The 20,576-nt window shown below is 40.1% G+C and carries 23 protein-coding genes and 1 pseudogene; 18 read left to right on the top strand and 6 right to left on the bottom strand.

Translation table 11 applies throughout. The features are described 5' to 3' along the window. Window positions 1-28 precede the first annotated feature (28 nt). Entirely contained in the window at window positions 29-913 is an 885-nt protein-coding gene (locus tag AC1D69_RS16150; RefSeq protein WP_495457175.1) for a sugar phosphate isomerase/epimerase family protein, read from the bottom strand. Window positions 914-934: 21 nt separating this feature from the next. After that, the gene (locus AC1D69_RS16145) at window positions 935-1,993 is read right to left on the bottom strand and encodes a Gfo/Idh/MocA family protein (protein ID WP_495457174.1); all 1,059 of its coding nucleotides are present in this window, start codon (window positions 1,991-1,993) and stop codon (window positions 935-937) included. A gap of 131 nt (window positions 1,994-2,124) precedes the next feature. On the opposite strand from AC1D69_RS16145, the gene AC1D69_RS16140 reads away from it, so the two are divergent. Together AC1D69_RS16140 and AC1D69_RS16135 are read left to right on the top strand one after the other, a co-directional pair. Then, the gene (locus tag AC1D69_RS16140) at window positions 2,125-2,985 is read left to right on the top strand and encodes a helix-turn-helix transcriptional regulator (RefSeq protein ID WP_495457173.1); all 861 of its coding nucleotides are present in this window, start codon (window positions 2,125-2,127) and stop codon (window positions 2,983-2,985) included. A gap of 34 nt (window positions 2,986-3,019) precedes the next feature. Then, window positions 3,020-4,924 carry a beta-N-acetylhexosaminidase gene (locus AC1D69_RS16135; protein ID WP_495457172.1) on the top strand — a complete coding sequence of 635 codons (1,905 nt, stop codon included), beginning with the start codon at window positions 3,020-3,022 and terminating at the stop codon, window positions 4,922-4,924. A 111-nt stretch (window positions 4,925-5,035) separates the two neighbouring features. Here AC1D69_RS16135 and AC1D69_RS16130 read toward each other — a convergent pair whose 3' ends face one another. Then, window positions 5,036-5,881 (bottom strand): polysaccharide deacetylase family protein, encoded by an 846-nt coding sequence (locus tag AC1D69_RS16130; protein ID WP_495457171.1) that lies wholly within the window; start codon window positions 5,879-5,881, stop codon window positions 5,036-5,038. 238 nt (window positions 5,882-6,119) lie between these two features. Between AC1D69_RS16130 and AC1D69_RS16125 the strand changes: the two genes are divergently transcribed. From AC1D69_RS16125 to AC1D69_RS16085, 9 genes are all read left to right on the top strand, one after another. Then, window positions 6,120-6,821, top strand: a complete 702-nt coding sequence (locus AC1D69_RS16125; protein ID WP_495457170.1) for a dihydroorotate dehydrogenase electron transfer subunit — start codon at window positions 6,120-6,122, stop codon at window positions 6,819-6,821. Continuing rightward, window positions 6,814-7,746: a dihydroorotate dehydrogenase gene (locus AC1D69_RS16120; protein ID WP_495457169.1), complete on the top strand. Its 933-nt coding sequence runs from the start codon at window positions 6,814-6,816 to the stop codon at window positions 7,744-7,746. Before AC1D69_RS16125 ends, AC1D69_RS16120 begins: the two co-directional genes overlap by 8 nt. Before the next feature lie 44 nt (window positions 7,747-7,790). Beyond that, a complete protein-coding gene (lpdD, locus tag AC1D69_RS16115; protein ID WP_495457168.1) occupies window positions 7,791-8,132 on the top strand; it encodes a prenylated flavin chaperone LpdD in 342 nt (113 codons plus the stop codon). A gap of 101 nt (window positions 8,133-8,233) precedes the next feature. After that, window positions 8,234-8,902, top strand: coding sequence for a PspA/IM30 family protein (locus AC1D69_RS16110; RefSeq protein WP_495457167.1), 669 nt, complete (start codon window positions 8,234-8,236; stop codon window positions 8,900-8,902). Between the two features lie 148 nt (window positions 8,903-9,050). Further along, the gene (locus tag AC1D69_RS16105; RefSeq protein ID WP_495457166.1) at window positions 9,051-9,455 is read left to right on the top strand and encodes a DUF350 domain-containing protein; all 405 of its coding nucleotides are present in this window, start codon (window positions 9,051-9,053) and stop codon (window positions 9,453-9,455) included. A gap of 34 nt (window positions 9,456-9,489) precedes the next feature. Continuing rightward, window positions 9,490-9,996, top strand: a complete 507-nt coding sequence (locus tag AC1D69_RS16100; RefSeq protein ID WP_495457165.1) for a DUF4178 domain-containing protein — start codon at window positions 9,490-9,492, stop codon at window positions 9,994-9,996. 39 nt (window positions 9,997-10,035) lie between these two features. Further along, window positions 10,036-10,785, top strand: coding sequence for a DUF4247 domain-containing protein (locus tag AC1D69_RS16095; protein WP_495457345.1), 750 nt, complete (start codon window positions 10,036-10,038; stop codon window positions 10,783-10,785). A gap of 177 nt (window positions 10,786-10,962) precedes the next feature. Next, window positions 10,963-12,225, top strand: a complete 1,263-nt coding sequence (locus tag AC1D69_RS16090; RefSeq protein WP_495457164.1) for a molybdopterin molybdotransferase MoeA — start codon at window positions 10,963-10,965, stop codon at window positions 12,223-12,225. Between the two features lie 230 nt (window positions 12,226-12,455). Then, complete coding sequence (locus AC1D69_RS16085; RefSeq protein ID WP_495457344.1) at window positions 12,456-13,352, top strand: cation diffusion facilitator family transporter; 897 nt, start codon at window positions 12,456-12,458, stop codon at window positions 13,350-13,352. 88 nt (window positions 13,353-13,440) lie between these two features. On the opposite strand, the gene AC1D69_RS16080 is transcribed toward AC1D69_RS16085, so the two are convergent. The 3 genes from AC1D69_RS16080 to AC1D69_RS16070 are packed head-to-tail and all read right to left on the bottom strand — an operon-like array spanning window position 13,441 to window position 15,328. Then, window positions 13,441-14,088: an ABC-2 transporter permease gene (locus AC1D69_RS16080; RefSeq protein WP_495457163.1), complete on the bottom strand. Its 648-nt coding sequence runs from the start codon at window positions 14,086-14,088 to the stop codon at window positions 13,441-13,443. Between the two features lie 5 nt (window positions 14,089-14,093). Next, window positions 14,094-14,945, bottom strand: coding sequence for an ABC transporter ATP-binding protein (locus tag AC1D69_RS16075; protein WP_495457162.1), 852 nt, complete (start codon window positions 14,943-14,945; stop codon window positions 14,094-14,096). Continuing rightward, a complete protein-coding gene (locus AC1D69_RS16070) occupies window positions 14,942-15,328 on the bottom strand; it encodes a GntR family transcriptional regulator (protein ID WP_495457343.1) in 387 nt (128 codons plus the stop codon). Before AC1D69_RS16070 ends, AC1D69_RS16075 begins: the two co-directional genes overlap by 4 nt. 256 nt (window positions 15,329-15,584) lie before the next feature. Between AC1D69_RS16070 and AC1D69_RS16065 the strand changes: the two genes are divergently transcribed. The 7 genes and pseudogenes from AC1D69_RS16065 (at window position 15,585) to AC1D69_RS16035 (ending at window position 20,344) form a co-directional block, all read left to right on the top strand. Further along, on the top strand, window positions 15,585-16,160 hold the full coding sequence (locus AC1D69_RS16065) for a GNAT family N-acetyltransferase (RefSeq protein ID WP_495457161.1): 576 nt from the start codon (window positions 15,585-15,587) through the stop codon (window positions 16,158-16,160). Window positions 16,161-16,196: 36 nt separating this feature from the next. Then, window positions 16,197-16,979, top strand: coding sequence for an MBL fold metallo-hydrolase (locus AC1D69_RS16060; RefSeq protein ID WP_495457160.1), 783 nt, complete (start codon window positions 16,197-16,199; stop codon window positions 16,977-16,979). A gap of 29 nt (window positions 16,980-17,008) precedes the next feature. Continuing rightward, window positions 17,009-17,710: a class I SAM-dependent methyltransferase gene (locus AC1D69_RS16055; RefSeq protein WP_495457159.1), complete on the top strand. Its 702-nt coding sequence runs from the start codon at window positions 17,009-17,011 to the stop codon at window positions 17,708-17,710. 25 nt (window positions 17,711-17,735) lie between these two features. Beyond that, window positions 17,736-17,915, top strand: a complete 180-nt coding sequence (locus AC1D69_RS16050; protein WP_495457158.1) for a hypothetical protein — start codon at window positions 17,736-17,738, stop codon at window positions 17,913-17,915. A gap of 298 nt (window positions 17,916-18,213) precedes the next feature. Next, window positions 18,214-18,862, top strand: a pseudogene (locus AC1D69_RS16045) (FusB/FusC family EF-G-binding protein). 243 nt (window positions 18,863-19,105) lie between these two features. Beyond that, window positions 19,106-19,522 (top strand): DUF6157 family protein, encoded by a 417-nt coding sequence (locus tag AC1D69_RS16040; protein WP_495457157.1) that lies wholly within the window; start codon window positions 19,106-19,108, stop codon window positions 19,520-19,522. A 132-nt stretch (window positions 19,523-19,654) separates the two neighbouring features. Continuing rightward, window positions 19,655-20,344 (top strand): hypothetical protein, encoded by a 690-nt coding sequence (locus tag AC1D69_RS16035; RefSeq protein WP_495457156.1) that lies wholly within the window; start codon window positions 19,655-19,657, stop codon window positions 20,342-20,344. The last annotated feature ends 232 nt before the right edge of the window (window positions 20,345-20,576 follow it).

Here is a 20,576-nt window from a genome sequence, read left to right as displayed (position 1 = left end):
ATGCTCCTTAGGTAATATATTGTGGAATTTAACCACGAAATGCTTGGATGAAAGAGACCGCTTTACGTATATCTTCTTCGGGATTACTTCCGACTTCTCGTTCAATGGTTAAATAGCCGTTGTAACCTATTTCCTTAAGGGCTGCGAAGTAGGCATTGAAATCCACTTTACCTTCGCCAAGTGGAACTTCCTCAAAAGCAACACCGGATGTAGCCATTTCAGCAATTTTGGCATGATCCATTGCACCGTAACCAAGATAACCATATACCTCTCTAGGGTCGACAGAGCGTAGACGTTTGCCATCTTTGACATGTGTATGAACAAGGTAATCCTTCAGCGTCTTGACGCCTTCAACGGGATCATCACCCGTGACCATGACCATGTTGGCTGGATCGAAATTGACGGAGACTCCATTCGTATGCAACGTATCTAGAAAACTTTTCAAATGAGCTGCTGGTTCAGGACCCGTCTCAATGGCGTAATAGGCATTCATGCTCTTCGCGTATATACCCAATTCGTCGCATGCACGTTGCATCGAGTCATAAATGCGATCGTTCTTATCGTTGGGTACGATACCGATATGAGTAGTTACGATGGAACTACCGAGTTCTACAGCCAAATCGAGAATACGTTTAGATTTTTCGACTTTGTCTGGGTTTACCTCAGCATCTTGGAATCCATGGCCAGCCAAATCTCCGCAAAGCGCTGAAATTTCGAGCCCAAGATCGTCGATATAACTACGAAGTTCTCTGCGTTTAGCAGCGGTTAACGTAGCAGGGTCCATTTCGCCAGATACGGCATAGATTTGTACGCCATCTGCTCCTACTTTTTTTGCCTTTTTCAGACCTTCCAGAACACCTATACCAAAGCTATCTACAATGACACCGATTTTGTTGTTTAGGGGTAGGCTCATCTCATTCATACCTCCTCCGATTTAGAATTGAATTTCCCGGCCTTCAGCAGCCGATTGATATATGGCATTCAGTATTTTCATTATTTCTACGCCGTCTTCGACGGGACTGTTTGTTTCGATAATCCCTAAGCAACTGTCCACAAAATGATTGATCTCATTCCGGAAACTGACTTGGAAATCAAATGCAGGTTGGGAGATTTGTGGTTCAATATTGATCATTGTATTGTGCTGTTCTGCGACGATCGATAATGTAGGCTCGACTTCGGCACCGCCCTTCGTACCATAGAGATTGACTTGGGCTGAATCTTGTTTGGCATGAAGTGAGAAGCTCACATCTACCATTAGGGAAGCGCCATTCTCAAAACGGATCAGTGCATTTGCCATGTCCTCAACGTCGTTTAATGTTGCGTCATAATCAGCCGCCTGATAGAAATCATAATACTCTATATTGGAGCGGTTGCCGAGTTTGGAGTAAGTATTACCACTAACTGATTTCACTTTTGGTTTGCCCATCAAGTACCAACATAAATCGATCACATGCACGCCGATGTCAATAAGCGGTCCTCCGCCTGAGCGTTCTTTGTCGGAGAACCAGCCACCTGGATTGCCGAGTCGGCGAATCAAGCTAGCTTTAGCGAAGTAGAGGTCACCCAGATCACCAGCATCGATAAACTTTTTCAACACCGCGATATTAGAGGCATGACGACGGACAAATCCAACTTGAAGCATTTTACCTGTCTTACGGACAGCTTCTTCGATTCGAAGAGCTTCGTCTACAGTCTTGCACAGTGGCTTCTCACACAACACATTCTTATCGGCTTCTAGAGCAGCGATACTTATCTCGGAATGGGAATTGTTCCAAGTGCAGATGCTGACGGCTTGGACTTCCGAGTTGGCAAGGAGTTCATGATAATCCGTATATACATGAGGGATATCGTATTTCTCGGCTGCTTTTCTAGCTCTTTCTTCGTTTAGATCGCAGACTGCCCATAGTTTCACTTTCGGGTTGGCTTGATAGGCTAATAAGTGGGATTCGGAGATCGATCCAGCTCCGATAAGACCTATTTTGATAATATCCATTGTTTACGTTTACATCCCTTCCGTTATCTGTACAATATTGTTATAATTAGCTCGTTCTTGTACATAGATATGTTTTATTTGTTCATCTAAGGATAATTTAACACAGTTGTTTAAAAGGGAGAATGGTTGGAATGACAAAATATATGGATTATATGATCAGTAATCATCCGATCCGTGTATTTCATCCTATGGTAGATCTTAGTAAGAAAAGAATTAGGACACTGACGGTTGTAAATGCGGGACATTTACCTGCGAGAACACTTCAACGAATCGACGCCGATTTCAAATATTGGGCTTTCGTGATGATTACGGGCGGAGGAGGTTATTACCAGGTAAACGGAGGCGAGAGACAGCTCGTTGAACAGGGAAGCTGGTTCTGTCTATATCCGGGCGCTGTCTTTAATTACGGTCCGCATATGGATGGGTATTGGGATGAGTATTATTTTACCATGGAAGGAACCAGGGTAGCCGAGTGGCTGGAGAATTGGCTTCTTGATCCTGATCTCGTCAAACAAGCGGATATTGATGAAGCATATATTCATAAGATGGAATTGATGTTCATGCTCATTGATAGTGGTGTTCCAAGCAATCTGGATCGCGCCTCGATGATGATTGAATCCTTCTTGTATGAACTTGTAGCTCAAGGAGATAAAAGTGAAGCTGGTAACCGAGGAAGCCAAGTTGTGAAAGTCATTGATGATATTTCCCGTTCCTTGCACTTATCGCAAGAGCCTGCGGATATGGCGGCTAGGCATCATATTTCAGTGTCGACACTACGCAGAATCATTCATGAGTATACAGGATATCCCTTAAATGAATTTCTTCACAGGCTTAAGATTGCGGAAGCGAAGAACATCTTGCTCAATTCAGAGTTGGCGGTTAAAGAAGTGGGTGAAGCACTTGGTTATAAAGATACATTTTATTTCTCCAGAGTCTTCAAACGTATAACGGGTCTTTCACCGAGGAACTATCGAGGGAGAGGCGGTCAGTAAAACAATTTATAGTCAGACAGGTGGAGGTAGAACAATGAGAGTGTATTTTAAAGGATTGACGACGAGCATGGCTCAAGGTGTCGCCCAGTTAGCAGACATGCTGGGATTACAGATTGACCACGGTGGCATCGGTATTGAGGTGATACAGGAGGATGGTCCTCTGAGGGTTTTATGTAGCGGTGGCCAAGGAGTCATTCATTATCAGAAAAATATTCACTTCTATCGTGCGCTTGGATTATTTATTGAACATGCCACAGCGGGTGATTCCTTTGAGGTAACAGAACAACCTAGATTCGATTTCAATGGGACGATGCTGGATGTATCTCGTAACGGGGTCATGCGTGTGAGTACCATTAAGCAGTTTATCCGTTTTATGGCAGTCATGGGTCTGAACGGATTGATGATGTACACGGAAGATACTTACGAAATCGAAGAACTTCCGTATTTCGGATATATGCGTGGTCGATATACGATGGAGGAACTGCGAGAGTTAGACGATTATGCCGATATGTTTGGTATTGAAATGATTGCTTGTATCCAGACGTTAGGTCACCTGCAACATGCATTGAAATGGGACTATGCTGGACAGATGAAGGATCATCACGACATTCTCCTGCCTGGTGAGGCCAAAACATATGAATTCATAGAGCAAATGATAACGACAGCTGCAAACACATTTCGTTCGAAACGTATTCATATCGGAATGGACGAAGCGTTTCAGGTTGGACTTGGACGTTATTTGAGGGAGAACGGCTTTCGTGATCGCTTTGAGATTATGAACGAACATGTGGGCAAGGTGCTTGCTATTACAACACAGTTGGGACTTCATCCGATGATCTGGAGCGACATGTATTTCAACTTGCTTGCAAACGATTATCAAGGACAATTGTATAACATGAATGCCGATTTCTCTGATGAACATATAGATAAAATCCCAAATGACGTGCAGTTTGTTTATTGGGATTATGGTAAAGGTGACGAAGCAGGTTACGAGAAAATTGTTGACATGCATCTTAAGTTCGGATCACTCCCTATATTTGCAGGCGGGATTCATATGTGGAATTCTATAGCCCCGAATTACGGAAAAACATGGGTAACAAGTCATCCTGCGCTGCGTGCAGCTAAGAACAAAGGGGTGAAAGAAGTATTCTCCACCGCGTGGGGTGATAATGGGAACGAAACAAATCATTATGTCATTCTTGCTGGCTTACAGCTATTTGCAGAACATGGATATGGGGATGAAGTTGATGACGAACGACTCCGTCAGCGTCTAAAAGTCTGCACAGGTCTCGATTTATTTGATCCCCTTATTTCTCTCAAATATATGGATGAGATTCCGGGTGTTGATGAGGGTAATCACTGGATGGCCAATCCATCGAAGTTCTTATTATGGCAGGATTTGATGATGGGATTGTTCGACGGGCATATCGATGAGGAGAGTGAGAAAGTGCTCCCTACATACTATGCTGATCTGGAACAGAAATGGCGCTCTTATAAGGAATCCATGCCATCCCCGTTTAATCGTTTGTTCGAAACTTATGAGAAACTAGCAGGCCTACTTGTATTGAAGTCTACCTTAGGTATACGTATTAAACGGAGCTACGATGCAAGACAGAGGGATGAGCTAATGAACTTTGTGTCTACGGAACTTCCAGAGTTATATCGTCAAGTCGATGCATTGCGCATGGCCCATCGCCGTATGTGGATGATGACATACAAGGCTTTTGGTTGGGAAGTACTCGACATCCGGTATGGCGGCTTAATGGCTCGTATACAGTCTACAGGTGATCGGATATTGGATTATGTGGAAGGACATGTGGAGGAATTAGAGGAGTTGGAAGTACAACGTCTGATTTTTGATCAGAACGGCGTACCTACCGCACCCTTGAATGTGAACGCGTCGTATCAGATGATCGTTACGGCATCAGCAATGAATTAAATGGATCTGAAGCAATGGGCATGATTATCAAAAATAGAAGTGCCCATTACTTCGGTTTGTTGAGAGCCATGAATCATATCGAATGGAAGGGTTGGGATGTTCCTTGTGAATTTATTTCCCCTCAGATATATGTAACAAATCAGGAACAGTAACGAACGTATAACCTCTACTTCGTAATGTCTGGATGACTTCGGGTAGAGCTTGAATGGTACCCGTTAGATCTGACCCAACACCTCCCCCTGCGTGCTGTAGAATGATAGAACCCCGACCTACAGAAGACAGAATGTTATTCTTAACTTTTTCTTTACTAATGCCTTTCCAATCTAAAGAATCCACATTCCAGTTCACGATCTTATAACCATGTTTCTTAGCCCATTTCAGCTGTTCTTCAGTAATATCCCCATAAGGTGGACGTATCAACTTTGGTTTGTACCCAACAATGTATTGTATTCTCCGCTCCGTCGTCAAAATTTGATTCTGAAACTGAGATAAAGGAATCTTTGTGAAAAGAGGGTGGTCATACGAATGATTTCCTATAGCATGACCTTCGCGTTTCATTCGAGACACGAGTCCTGGATGCTTCTCTGCACGATTACCAACGACAAAAAAGGTGGCAGGAACATGATATTTAGAGAGTATATCCAATACAGCTGGTGTAAAACGTGGATCTGGAACATCATCGAATGTTAAGGCTATTTTTTTACTTCTAGGGCCTTTGGTTATGATTGTTTCAGGAAATTTGCGATATAACTCTGATAAAGTGGCCTCTTTATTCTTGTGTTGATTTCGCTTGGTAGAGTTTACTGCTTTCGTTGTGGGTTGAAGCGGTTCTGGATCTGAAGCTAAAATGGTTTGGGTTGATATGTGACTTGACGAATCACTCATTTCCGAATGAATTTGGGGGATTCCACTTAATAGGAGAGGTAACATAAGCATAACTGCTATTTTTTTGAACATAACGATGGACTCCCTTCTTTGGAAATTACGATGGACAAGATCTTTGTTGTTATTTCCTTACCGTGCTGAATTTATGCTTAAAAAGAGTTGTCATTTAGGACAATAATGTATTCGTCATGGCGAGTTAGTCTAAATGATGATGGTTTTGTGTTTTATTGTGAAAAAGATCACTTATCTTCATAATCGATCTGAGCTATGTTTGTTAGAATGGATTTGTGGTGATAGGAGGCGTATTCCCATGGGGAAAGTAATATCTAACGAACGGGTAGCGGAACAGGTGTATTTATTAAAAGTAGAAGATTGTAACAATGATGTAGTCATAATGGGTCAGTTCTATATGTTGCGTGCATGGGGGAATTACCCGTTACTCTCGCGTCCCATAAGTATATTTAATAAGGATGATCGTAGTATCGAGTTTCTTATTCAAGTTGTCGGAGAGGGAACAGCACTTCTAGCAGCACTCCGACCAGGAGATTCAATTAGGTTAGAAGGACCATTTGGAAATGGATTTACGGAGACGGAAGGTCGAGTCGCATTGATTGGTGGAGGGATCGGAATAGCACCGCTCTATTATTGTGCACAACAAATTCCACACGCAGATATCTATCTAGGGTTCAGTAAGGAGCCCTATTTATTAGATCAATTCAATAATGTAGCGGGTAAACTTCATATTAATGTTGGGGGATATATTGTGGATGATGTGGATTTCCACCAGTATGATACGATTCTGTCCTGTGGACCCCATGGAATGATGAGAGCTATACAAACCAAACAACAAATAACAGGCAGTTCAGCTCGTGTCTATATTTCTTTAGAGAATCGAATGGCTTGTGGGATTGGGGCATGTTTAGTATGTAGTGTCTCCTGTAAGGATCGTCGTAAAAAAGCATGCACAGATGGCCCTGTGTTTGCTGCAGAGGAGGTTGTGTTTCATGATTGATCTAACGTGCCAAATGGGAGATATTCACTTTAAGAATCCAATTGTAATGGCTTCAGGAACGTTTGGTTTCGGGAGAGAATATGGTCAATTGTACGATATCTCGAAGCTCGGGGGCATTAGCGGTAAAGGATTAACGTTACATCCGAAGGCTGGTAATGATGGTCTACGCGTATTTGAGACACCTTCAGGAATGTTGAATAGTGTAGGTCTTGAGAATCCAGGTATCCCTTATTTCTTAGATAAAGAATGCGCTTATTGGGAGACTCTGGATACGGTACGGATTGTTAATTTAGGTGGAAATAGTATGGATGAATATGTGAAGGGTGCCATCCTTATACAAGAGGATTATGATAGAAGACTAGCATGTGGGCGACAAGCGGTGGATATGATTGAACTGAATATTTCCTGTCCTAATGTAAAAGAGGGTGGAATAGCCTATGGCGTGAAAACAATAGCTGCACGTGAAGTGGTTCGGCAAGTAAGACAAGCTACCTCGCTACCTTTAACGGTTAAATTATCTCCGAATGCTGAGAACCTCGTTGAAATGGCTGTGATGTGTCAAGATGAAGGCGCAGATGCCTTATCACTCATTAATACCGTTTCAGCTATGAAAATAGACGTTCATCGCCGTTCAAGTGTATTTCGGAATGTTTATGCGGGATTGTCAGGTCCAGCCATCAAACCGATTGCCCTACGGATGGTACATCAAGTGGCCCAACAAGTGAATATCCCGATTATGGGAATGGGAGGTATTGTATCCGCAACGGATGTGATTGAATTTATTATGGCTGGTGCCTCAGTAGTGCAAGTTGGAACCTATAACTTTATGAATCTTAGAGCGGGTCAAGATCTAATTGAAGGATTGGAACAATTTATGCGAGATGAGAATATAACTTCTTTGGACGAAATTCGTGGAATAATATAGAATTAGGGATATCGATTCTACTGATGAAGAAAGGCTGAGTCAGAATGCATGAATATAATCCTGAAGACATTGAAGTAAGAGAAGTTCCTGTAGGTCGTGATATGATGCTGCTCGTCACAGGAGGAGCTGCACATATCGGTGCTGTGTCTACAGCATATAAGGATAGTAGTGGTAGGATCGAAGTACAGACGACAGCGTTACCCGGACACAAAGAGCATACAATCAGTGAAGAGTTAGCAATCAAAGCGGCAAGAACGCTGGATCGAACCGTAACGGTAGCCGCTGGAATCCATTATGATCATATTTCGTTAGAACAAATTAAGACAATCGTCGCCATCGTGAATGAAAGAATGGATGAGTATTTGCAACAAGTAGCTCAATCCTAAGTTTAGTTAAAATATTTTTTTAAAAATATTGAAACATTATTTTTTTTCGTGCGTAAACCTTATTATAAAATATCAAACCTATTTCTGGGAGGAAATCAATCATGTCAATGTTCAAAAGATTACGGGATTTAACAATGTCAAATATTAATAGCATTATCGATAAAGCGGAAGATCCAATTAAAATGACGGATCAGTACATTCGAGATATGCACGAGGATCTTGAAGATGCAGAGAAAGCGGTAGCTGCACAGATCGCAATTGAAAAGAAATTCAAACAACTATTTGAAGAACAAGAAGCATTAGTAGAGAAACGTGGTCAACAAGCAGCTACAGCTGCACAAGCTCAGAACATTGATCTTGCACGTCGTGCTTTGGAAGAGAAGAAAGCAGCAGAAGTGAAGATGAATGAATACAAAACAAACTATGATCAGAATAAAGCAGCTGCTGACAACTTACGTGGTAAGCTGGATGAAATGCGTAAGCAATTGACTTTGATGAAAAATAAGCGTGAAACGCTAGTTGCTCGTTACAATGCAGCTAAGGCACAGACTGAAATCAATAAAGCAATGACTGGATTCAGTACGGATTCTGCAGCAAATGGTCTTAAGCGCATGGAAGATAAAATGATGCAAATGGAAGCACAAGCTGAAGCAAGCAATGAATTAGCTTCAAGTGAGAAATCACTAGATGATGAGTTTGCTAACTTAAGCAAAGACCAAGCGGTAGAAGATGAACTAGCAGCACTTATGAAACAATACGAAAAGAAATAAATATTGAATCCAATCTAAGGGTTGATTCAGGTAAAGTTACATTTTTGAAACAGGCGAAGGAGCCATTCACAAGATCGGCCTCCTTCGCTTTTATATGAATTGAAGTAGGTTTGCTGTATTATTTAATGCTGAATGGGGTGACTGTATCATGGATTTAGAGTATGTTCTAAGAGTATTGGTCTGGACAGGTGTAGGCTCAATTTTACTATTTATTCTGCTTTATGTGGACTCATTATTCACGAAATATAAAGATTTCGAAGAGGTAAAAGCAGGAAATATGGCAGTCACATCACGTATGATCATGAAGCTACTTGCTCAAGGATATATCCTATCTGTATCCATCTCTACCTCTAACGAACTGCTTGAAGCGATTGTAGTATCGATCATCTCGTTTCTCGTACTACTCGTTTTGGAGAGCATCGTTCGAATCATGTTACGTGGATGGGCTAAGCTCGATTTAGATCTGGGAACACAACAAGGTAAAGTAGGTTACGGCCTATTCGCAGGGACCCTTCATATTGTTGGGGCATTAATCATAACTGCTTGTTTATAATTAGATAAGAAACATAGGCGAGGAGTCATAGAAAATGAGTGTATGGAAACGAATAGGGAATTTATTTGGTAAAGAAGAACCTCCAATACGGGAGAAAAGTATGCTAGGACTCGCTCCTGGAGACATTTGTGAAGTATCTCTTGTAACTTATGAAGTTGTGGGTAGAGTACACAATCGGGCTCGAAATGCGGTTGTCCTTACTTTACAAGATGGCCAAGATCTCGCATATCTTCATATTGAAGAAAGAGAAAATTTACAATATGCCTTATATACTCCGATTGATGGTAGATTAGACAATCCTAAAGAAGTACCAAGTATCATTGATTTGGATGATAGAGCATTCCATTTAGAAGAAGAATATGATGGAAATGTATTAGTAACAGGAAGATCTCCTTTTATGCAAGGTGGAGACCAGCATGTGTGGCAATATCAATCCGATGATAATTTTCTGCTTCGCATTGAATGGCAGAATGGCCGGTTCATGATGTATGAAGGTGAAAGTGTGATATCAGCAGATGTCAAAGTTATTCGGGCAAGCTAGCTAGGAGTGGATCAAGTGAAGAAACGTTCAGTTCTTTCTATGAAATTATTGATTGTTCTTAGTTTAGTTATTTCGTTATTAAGTGGTTGTGGGTCGGGGGATTTAACGAAGTCGTATCCGCTTGAGTCCGTCAATAAAGAAGGTAACGCGACCTCATATGTATATAAAGCTGTAGGGCAAACGGTACCAGAGGTAGCTACTGATCTTTCAGAACAACGTAAGCCGGATGAGATCTCACCAGAAGACCCGGAGCGAATGTTCCTTGTCTATTCGAATGAATGGTATCATTTGCAACAGGATCCAGATAACAAAGAAGATACGCTTATCGAGGTTGATTCTAAAGAATATGTGCAGAAAAATTATGATTCAAGCTTCTTACAAGGTTATATCGCAGCAAGTATTATAGGCAATCTATTTGATTCCATAGGTAGAGGTGGTACATATCGTGGATACTCAAGTAAGGATGTCTATAAACCACAACAAGGTAGTTACCGCCAAGCAACAGTAGACGACAAGAAAATTGCCCCCCCACTGACTGTGGAGAAAAAAGGGCTGATTACGCGTCGAGGAAAGACCAACTCTTCGAGTAGTACGGGATCCGACGATACGATCTTCAGTCGAGGTGCCAGTGATTCAAACACAAGTAAAGGAACGATTAAGAGAGGGAGCAGCGATAGCGGATCCAGTATCTTTGGTTCTTCGAGCAGTTCCAAAAGTTCCAAGAAGTCCATTAGTAAGCCAAAGACGAAGATTGGTTCAGGTAAGATTAGCAGGCGAAGTCGAAGGTAATGAGAAGATCGAGTATGCTTAAAAATTAGATTATTATATGTAAAGGTAGCGTGCGGAGAATACTTTCTTTCGTAGGTTACCTTTTTTGTTGTGTAACATGCTATGAAGGGTTGCTAATAACCTTGATCATAGTCTATAAATGTACTAGACACTTTTTTTAATAACGGAGGTTACAACATGTCTGAATCCATACATCATGATTCTAAATTTAATCGAAAAGCGTTACAGGTCGATGTTGCTCAATCGATGATAGCCGAGTATATAAGTGCAGGGAATACGGAAAGGATCTCGCTGAACGAAAGTCATGGAAGAACTTTAGCTCAAGAAGTATCTGCACCCCATCCGTATCCACACTTTCGCCGTTCTGTTATGGACGGGTATGCGATATGTTCTGCTGACACCATGGAATGTTCTGATGATCATATCACATGGCTTCAAGTCATTGATGAAATTCCTTGTGGTACCGTATCTGATAAGATGATCACCCCAGGTACAGCTGCACGAATTATGACAGGTGCACAGATTCCAGAAGGTGCGGATGCAGTCGTGATGTTTGAAAAGACAGAGGCTCGTGAGGAACATACTCAATCTTTTATTGGACTAAGACATGTTATCGACAGTGGGGCAAATATAACCCCAATAGGATTAGAGCTGCAAGCGGGAGAATTAATCCTTAGTCCAGGTGTAACTATTACAGCAGGTGAAATATCTGTGTTAGCGACATTTGGTATCCATCAAGTTGATGTATATTGTCGCCCTCGTGTAGCTATTTTCTCAACAGGATCTGAACTTTTATCTGTTGAAGAACCTCTTCAGCCTGGGAAAATACGTAACAGTAATACTCTGATGCTTGCATCTCAGGTTATCGAGGCTGGAGGAGAGCCAATCGTTCTTGACGCTATTATGGATGATCTGTCTTTAGCACGTAAGAAAGTGGAAGAGGCTCTCGCTCACTATGATATGGTCGTTACAAGTGGTGGTGTATCCGTTGGTGATTATGATATTATGGGTGATCTGGTACGTGGCGACGGTGAGGAAATGCTGTACAACAAAATTGCTATGCGTCCTGGGAGCGTGTCGACAGCAGCTGTTAAAGATGGTAAGTTGTTATTTGCATTGTCTGGTAATCCTGGCGCTTGTTTCGTCGGATTTGAATTGTTTGTTAGACCAAGTATTAGAGGGATGTTGGGTGATCAGAGCCCTTATTTAAAAGAGTTGAGTGGCACATTAGGTGCAGATTATTCTATAGTAAACAACTTCACACGTTACGTTCGTGGAAAGATCGACATTAGAGACGGTGTTGTCTACGCTATCCCAACAGGGATAGATGAGTCAGGCGTGATGATCACGATTAAGGACAGCGATTGCTTAATCGTCGTTCCGCCGAGCGATCAAGGGTTAAAACGTGGGGAGAAGATTCACATGTTGATGTTGAAATGATGAAGAAATTCCACATGCAGTAGCCCTTTTATTGTATGGAAGGCTAGTGTGCCTTGTCTCCAACCAACATTGTGTTATAATAAAACTTTATTATCCTACTAAGTAAATGTGGTGACGATGTGACGAATGTGTATCAATTTTCAATAAGTGATCCAAATCAGTCCTCGACCCCGTCGAGGGTTTTTGTTTCCTTAGGGCAATGTTTATGGTAGGAGGCAGAATTAATGACAATGGACAACAAAAAATCATCTTTCGCAATTTGGATTAGTCTAATAGGCAACATTGTACTGACGGGATTAAAATTGATTGTAGGTTTTCTAGTCAACAGTCAGGTCTTGATTGCTGATGGGGTTCATAACGCGGGTGACATCGTGGCTACTTTGGCCACTTTAAGCGCCATGCATGTGTCTAAACGACCGGCAGACGATGATCATCCTTACGGACATGGGAAAGCAGAAGTTATAGGGGCAGGTATTGTGGCAGTCATTCTAATCATTGCAGCGTTGTTCATTGGGTATCACGCCGTCCTGGCATTGTTTGAACCTCCGCATGAAGCATCCATGATTGCATTAATAGCAGCCATAATATCACTAATCGTCAAACAAGCGCTTTATGTATACACCATGCGAATCGGGAAAAAGGTTAACAGTAAGGGGTTGATCGCGACTGCGTATGATCATTTAGCTGATGTGTATGCCTCGGTTGCGGCTGTCATTGGTATTGCCCTGGCTATGGTCGGCGAATATTATGGCATTGAACTGTTGATGTACGGAGACCCGATTGCAGGAATTGTTGTAGCTTACTTCGTCTTAAAGCTTGCGATTCACATGGGCAGAGAGTCCGTTGATGTACTCATGGAGAAGAATTTAGAGACCGAGAAATTGGATCAATTCGCTATGCTTATCACAACGATTCCACATGTGAAACGAATCGATCGCATTAGGGCAAGAGAGCATGGACATTATACAATCGTCGATGTTCGTGTAAGTGTACCGGGCACATTAACTGTTCAGGATGGTCATGATACTTCTCGAATCATCAAGCAAACCATCATGAAACAACATGGAGAGGTAGCAGAGGTGTTGGTTCATATCAACCCTTGGTATGCAGATGAATCTAAGAACTAGATGAGTGTGAATGGCGTTTAGAACGAAGTGATAAGGCACACTTTTAGCGGTTGCAATAGCAATTGGCGAAAAGTGTGTCTTATTTTTGTTAGAGGTTCTTTTTTCCATAAATACGCATGGAGGCAATCATTGAGATGCTACCTATGACCAATGCCAATACAATAGGTAGTAAGTCTAGAATAATCTGCGGGGCAGAAAGTGTTATTTGGACGTTGAGATCGTCTTGTACATAATTGACTATAACAGGTGTAATGAAAGGTGTTATAAATACACTGAAAAAGAAAATATATTTAGCCTTCTCGAAACCAAAGCGGTATTGAACAGGGATCATGATCGAGAAAATAAGGGTTATAATCAAAAAGGATGTCCCTAAGCCGGAGAAACTTAACATGTTTAACTGCTTGGGTATAAGCAAGGAAGTCACTGTATATAAGATGTAGCAGCTAACAAACATGATCAAGAGAAACAGATACTTCGATATGACTAACGCATTCCTTCTGTAGGGAGTCGCGCATAATAACGCAGAACCTTTGTATTTATACTCTAACATCGACACTGAATTGAATATCAGAAATAAGATAAATAGCGTACTTATAAAAAAAGAGAGAGCACCACCATCAATAAGGAAGCCGGTCTTCATTCTAATGAACACGGGTAGCACGATAGCAGCGACAAACATGATAATCAAATATTTTTTTACCAGAAGAAAGTCTTTCTTTACGAGATTCAACAACATCTTCATTACCTCCTAACATAGCCGAGCATAATATCTTCAATCGTCGGCTTTTCAATAAGTACATTATTCATTTCCTGCCGTATAGCTGGTTTATTATTCGTTAAACCTTCGAAACCATATTCAGTTTCGCGTAGTGTTAGAAACATTTTCCGTGTGTGTTCATTAAGATTCTTTGTGTCACCCTTAACAAAGCCATGTTTATCTAACAATAGGTCTTTATCTTCGTTAAAAACAATTTTGCCTTGATCCATTAAAATCAGCACATCTGCTATTTTGTCGAGATCAGAGGTGATATGAGTTGAGAAGAACACGCTTTTTCCTTCATGTTCCATGAACTCTAACAGAATGTCCATAATCTCTCTTCTAATTAGAGGATCGAGGCCACTTGTCGGCTCATCCATAATCAACAGATCAGCATGATGAGATAACGCTAGTGCGATTGCATATTTCATTCGCATTCCCTTGGACAAGGTACTTATTTTCTGGTTAAGTTGTAGCCCGAAGCGCTCCATGTTCTTCTTGAAGATAGAATTATCCCATTGGGAATAAGCGGGTGCGATAATGCTTTTCATTTCGGCCATCGTTAAGTCCTCATAGAAGTAACCTTCGTCGAAAACAATACCGATCCGATTTTTCAATTCTCGTTCATTTTTGTCCATATCTTGGCCGAATAATTGAATATTTCCGGTATCCCTCAATATTAATCCTAGGATAGATTTGATTGTTGTGGTTTTCCCAGCTCCGTTAATCCCGATAAAACCCGTAATGCAGTTTTCTGGTAACGAAAAGCTGACATCATGTAACTCAAAGCTGCCTAGTTTTTTGTTTAGTCCCTGTACTTCCAAGAATGAATTCATTGATCTTCCATCTCCTCAAATAATAAGTCCATCATTTGATACAATTCGCTTTTACTAATTCCCAGGGAACATGCCGATTTCCATGCTTCGGTAAGCTTCATCTCTACCATATGCCTCTTAGATTCACGCAAAAGTTCAAGGTTACCCTGAGATACATAAGAACCCTTACCGGGTCTTGTTGTAATGAAGCCCTCTGATTCAAGCTCATCATATACCCTTCGGGTAGTCAGTACGCTCACATGTAAATCGTTGGCTAATGCTCGAATGGATGGTAAAAGCTCGCCTTCGTTTAATTCGCCTCGAAGAATGGCATCTTTAATTTGGTCTTTTACCTGCTGATATATAGGGGGGTCGGATACATTTGAAATAATTATTCTCGTGATCTTCACTCTCTTTCAACTGTGTATGTGATACATACACAGAATACACAGATGTTGAGTCGAAGTCAAGTTAAAGTTCAACATTACAAGGATCTCAATGATAGCTTATTCATAGCTATCTAATTTGTATAGAGTCGTTATGGAGAAACGAAGGAAACATCCATGAGAGTTTTACTATAGTTATTGTTTATCAATTCAATCGCACTAAATATGCTATCATATTAACGAATTTAGTTACTTCTTTAGAAGGGGGATACCGATGCGTAACTCGCAAAATAATAGCAAGAACGTCTTTACTATAGAGTGTAATGATATACTTTTGAGGGAGTATCGAGCAGAGGATTTAGACGAACTACATAACCTTACCTGGCAACCTCACTTTTATGAATATTTAATTGATTGGAATGGATCCAAGGAGCAAAGAGAAGATTGGTTCAATAATTATGAAATGCCTGAAAACAAACGATTTTTAAATGCTGTATCAAAAGATGGAGATATTGGAGAGTTACGTTTGCGATTGGGTATAATATCCAAAGAAACGGGCGAGTTTATAGGGGTTTGTGGTACAGGGATTTTGGATAATTTTCCACTACCAAATAGAGAGATTTACTATGGAATTTCGAAAGAACATACCAATAAGGGCTACACGACTCAAGCTGCAAAAGGGTTAATTATGTATTTGTTTGAAAATACACAGGTCAAGGAGCTCATCACTATAGCTCAGATACGTAACCTTCCATCGAATAGAGTGATCCAAAAATGTGGTTTTGAATTCCAAAATAATATTGATATTGAAAATAGGAAATATAATTATTACAAACTTAGTAAGAGATAGCTGGAGAAGGAACAATCGTTTATTGGGGGATTTGAAATGATAGAAGATGCTTGGTTTACAATTCAAGAAATTGATCCAAAAACATATGCAATCAGTGAGTATGGACATTGGGAGAAAGTACATTCTTATTTATTGATAGGTGAAGAAAAAGCGGCACTCATTGATACAGGTCTTGGTATTGACAATATTAAAAGGATAACTGACCAACTAACTAACTTGCCAATCCTAGTTATTACAACACATGTACATGTTGATCATATAGGAAGTCACGGTGAATTTGATAACATTTTCGTTCATGAAGTTGAGGAAGATTGGTTAATCAATGGCATTAAGGGCCTGCCCATAGAGCTAATTAGGAAGGATATACGTAGAGATATCACAATACCTACTCCAGAAACTTTTAATCCAGATACCTATAAGCCTTTTCAAGGGAAACCCACGGGTATATTACAAGATGGTGAAGTGATTGATCTTGGAAAAAGAAGAATAACGATCTATCATACTCCTGGTCATTCTCCCGGGCATATATCCATATTTGATAATAACAACGGTTATTTATTTACAGGGGACTTACTTTATGATAAAACGCCTATTTATGCCTTTTATCCCACTACCAATCCTGTTGACTTAGTTGATTCATTAGAGAAGATTTCCGAAATCCCGAATGTTACAAAGGTCTACGGGTCACACAATACCTTAGGTCTTGATCCAACAATTCTACATGAAGTGAAGATAGCTGTAGTTGATTTGAGAGAAAAGGGACTTGTACAACACGGAACGGGAATTCATACATTTAAAGGGTTTAGTTTACAATTTTAAAATATCTTTTTAGTCAGAGGAGTATTGATATGAACAATCCTTTTTTATCTATCGATCATCCCCAACCACTTGGAGCAGGCTCGTATGAAATGGCACTTCCATTAATAAATGCCCTGAAATTAAAAGCTGGGATGCGAGTATTAGAGATTGGTGCTGGTACGGGTCAAGTAGCTGCCATATTAGCTCGGAATTGGGGAGTATCCGTCATTACTCTAGAACCTTGGGAAAGTTTAGAGGTTATTCAAGAATTCGCGGTTCAACAAGGTGTGTCGAATGACGTTGTTGCAATGAATGTAAACGCCAAGGATATGCCTTTTCCAGACGAATCATTTGATGCTGTCTTTGGTATTGGTTCTTTTTTTATGATTGATGAAAGAGAACAAGCATGGAAAGAAATCATAAGGGTTACACGTAAAGGTGGGCATATAGGAATCGCAGAACCCATGTGTACACTAAATCCAATACCATCGGAATTGAAAAAGCATGAAATTTTTACGTCATATAAGAAATGGTTAAGATCATTGGAATGGAACTGTGACTTATATCGAAATCACGGGTTATCGATTACAGAAAAATACTATTTTCCGGAAGCTAAACAATGGATGATCGATAATTTCCGGTATTATGATGGTGAGAAAGACTTTATATTAGAGGATAACGGTCGCTGGTTGTCACTAGGACTTGTTGTTGGACAGAAAACTACAGAAGATCTTCCGGATAGACGATTTTAAAGTCTGAGACAAAAGGGTGGAATAAATGGACAATGAAAAAGAAATACAGCAGCTGAAAGAACGTTTGGTAAGTGTGGAGAATCAACTCCAACAAAAATCGCAGTTTTCTAGAATTTTGAAGTTTGTAATCATCTTTATAATTGTCTTTATAGTTTTTTTGATGTTAATTGGTATTGTTCAATTTATGAGTGATTCTTCAATCTGATGATATATAATGGCATCACTTTTTTAAGGCTGATGTCAGATGGAGCTAAACCCTGGAGATATATTGCCCCTTCTGAAATTTGGTGCTATAATTTTTTGCGAATAAATATGCTCGGAGGTGGTACAGTGCTAATGCTGAATTGCCCATTAGCTAGAAGTTCCTCATGCAAAGCCTAGTTTTTAGGGCGATACTTTGCGTGAGGTGCGATGGAATGGATCGCCCAAACTTAATTTTATCGTTTCTATAAATGGGCTTTGCACCTTATCATTTTTCATTAAAAATAAGGAGCTGAAGAGCTATGATTACACCATTTATTAGAAACCATCAATATAACGTTATTAAGAAACAAACGAAATTTATTCTGCATACACTGCGAACCGTTGCGGATCGTAGAGTCTTGGAGACTGTAAGATATCGTGCTGTGATGAACATTGTTGAAGTATTTCCTTCTCTTACAGAGAATCAAAAAGAAGATACTGGAGCAAATATCGACCTTCGAGTTGGAACATGAATTCCAGACATATCTTAATGAATTAGAGCTTTACCTTGATGCATATCCGTCGATAACGGAGAAACAGATTCAGAAGCTATTCCCCAAGAACAAGAAGTTGAAAATATCTGATTTGCGTGACCTCGATTTTCGTTATATGACATATTTAAGATGGATAGATGTTGCTAGTAACAAACTATTCATTATATATCCATACGACGGACAGTTCATTGGAGTTGAGGGAAGAATTACACCGACACACAAGAAAGGGTTCTGCCTGTTCTGTAATCAGCATCATGAGCTAGCATACTTCTCTGTTAAGACCAAGACCGTGAACGGTTCACCAGACAATTATTCTATGGTTGGTCATTACGTATGTATGGAGAGTCATGATTGTAATCAAAGTATTACGGATACAGGTGCACTCGAGAAATTCATTCTGTCAGTACGCAAATAAAGCTTATAGTTAGAATAAAGGCTGCCTTCATAGGCAGTCTATTTTAAAATATAAGAATTTATAAGTATTTCTGCTTATACATAGGATTATATTTCAACGCTAAACGTTTCATCGCCGCTAAAGGACGGCGAAGCCGTTTATGCTTGCATAAAAGAGAACAGTAAACTACTTAGTTTCATTCATATAACACAATAATCCATTGTTAGATATAAAGTTCAATAACCGATTGGAGGTACTACAAATATGAAGGATATGAATTTTTACAACACATTTATTGAAGTTGCGGATGACTGTCCGGTTAAAACAGCAGAAATTCCAAAAACAAAAAGTGGTTCAAAGTCTATTCCGGTATTACAGTTTGAATTGATTGCGAATAACCCCTACCAATACACTCAGGAGGATGTACTATTTGAAGTATTTGCACATCGTAATAATATTGTGGATGCAGAGAGAAAAGTTGAGCGCGAGAAATTATTTTCCAAAGGACAACCATGCCTTCGAACATCATCCATAGGGAAACGATACGGTTGGGGTATTCATAATGACTCACAAGGGAAAGTGGCACTTTACGCGATTGAATCAGATGAATATAAGTCTTTTATAAATGACAGTAGTATAAAACATGTGAAAGCAATGCGCTCAAGTCGAATACAACGGTAGCTTAAAACTGGAATGAACGGACACGATAACGGTTGCTACGGCAACCTTTTTTACTTGCAACCTTTCCCTATAATAAACGTTATATTAAAGATATTCTAAAAATAATTTGTGATATTGTGATGGAGGTAGGGCATGCGAATACTGAAAAAGTACAAAAGAATCATCTGGACCACTGCCACACTAATTCTTTCTTCTGTCGTTGTCTTCTATGTACTTGTTTATGTTAATGATCGACCCGGTGGATTATCAGACCGACGAATGAGTCATGCTATGGGACTGAGTAGTACAATTCGTATCCCACTTAGTAAAACCCCAGATGACGCTGTTCAGCAATTTAGAGGTTTATCATCGATGCGAGTCATTCACCGAGAACCTGTAGAAGGGGGCATGCTTTTATTTGTGAAACGAGGTAATGAAGAAGTGGCTAGTAATCTTCAAGTGGAGTATGCACGTAAAACGTGGCTCGGATGGAAATGGGTCTGGGGTCAGGGGTACGCAATTGGTGAATCTTCACAAAATAAGCCTGCCTTAAATCATATGAGTATCCCTGAAATAGATAATATCTCAACTCCCTTTCCTATGGTTACTGGAGATATTCTGGATCCAACGATTACGAATGTATCCGTTGAGATTAAAGGTGAAGGTAAATATAACGCTAAATTGACTGAAATAGATCCTGGAAAAATGATCTGGTACGTATTTCTACCCTCAACATCTGTCACGCCATTTGATATCCAGGGTTTTAATGAAAAAGGGGAACTCATAGCGTATAAAACAATAAGCGATCCAAGAGATTTTGGCTTGATAGATCTTATTGATTGAAGTAAAAGGATATTCATAGTCCGTAAAGTATCGGGCAATCATACTTGGACTCGTAATAGATATACATAGACATTGCAAAATGGATTAAGATAATCAACAAGGATCATATCGGATCGTACAAATGAGAGTGAAATAGCGGTAACAAATCCAAGCCAAATCATAAAAATAATGGATGCTTTCTCTCAGATGAAATTAAAAGAATCAAATGTATCAAATTTCAATTTCAAAACGT

This window comes from Paenibacillus sp. Y301 (assembly GCF_059445505.1).
The sequence above is the reverse complement of the archived record's forward strand: the minus strand, read 5'-3'. Positions and strand labels throughout refer to the sequence as shown.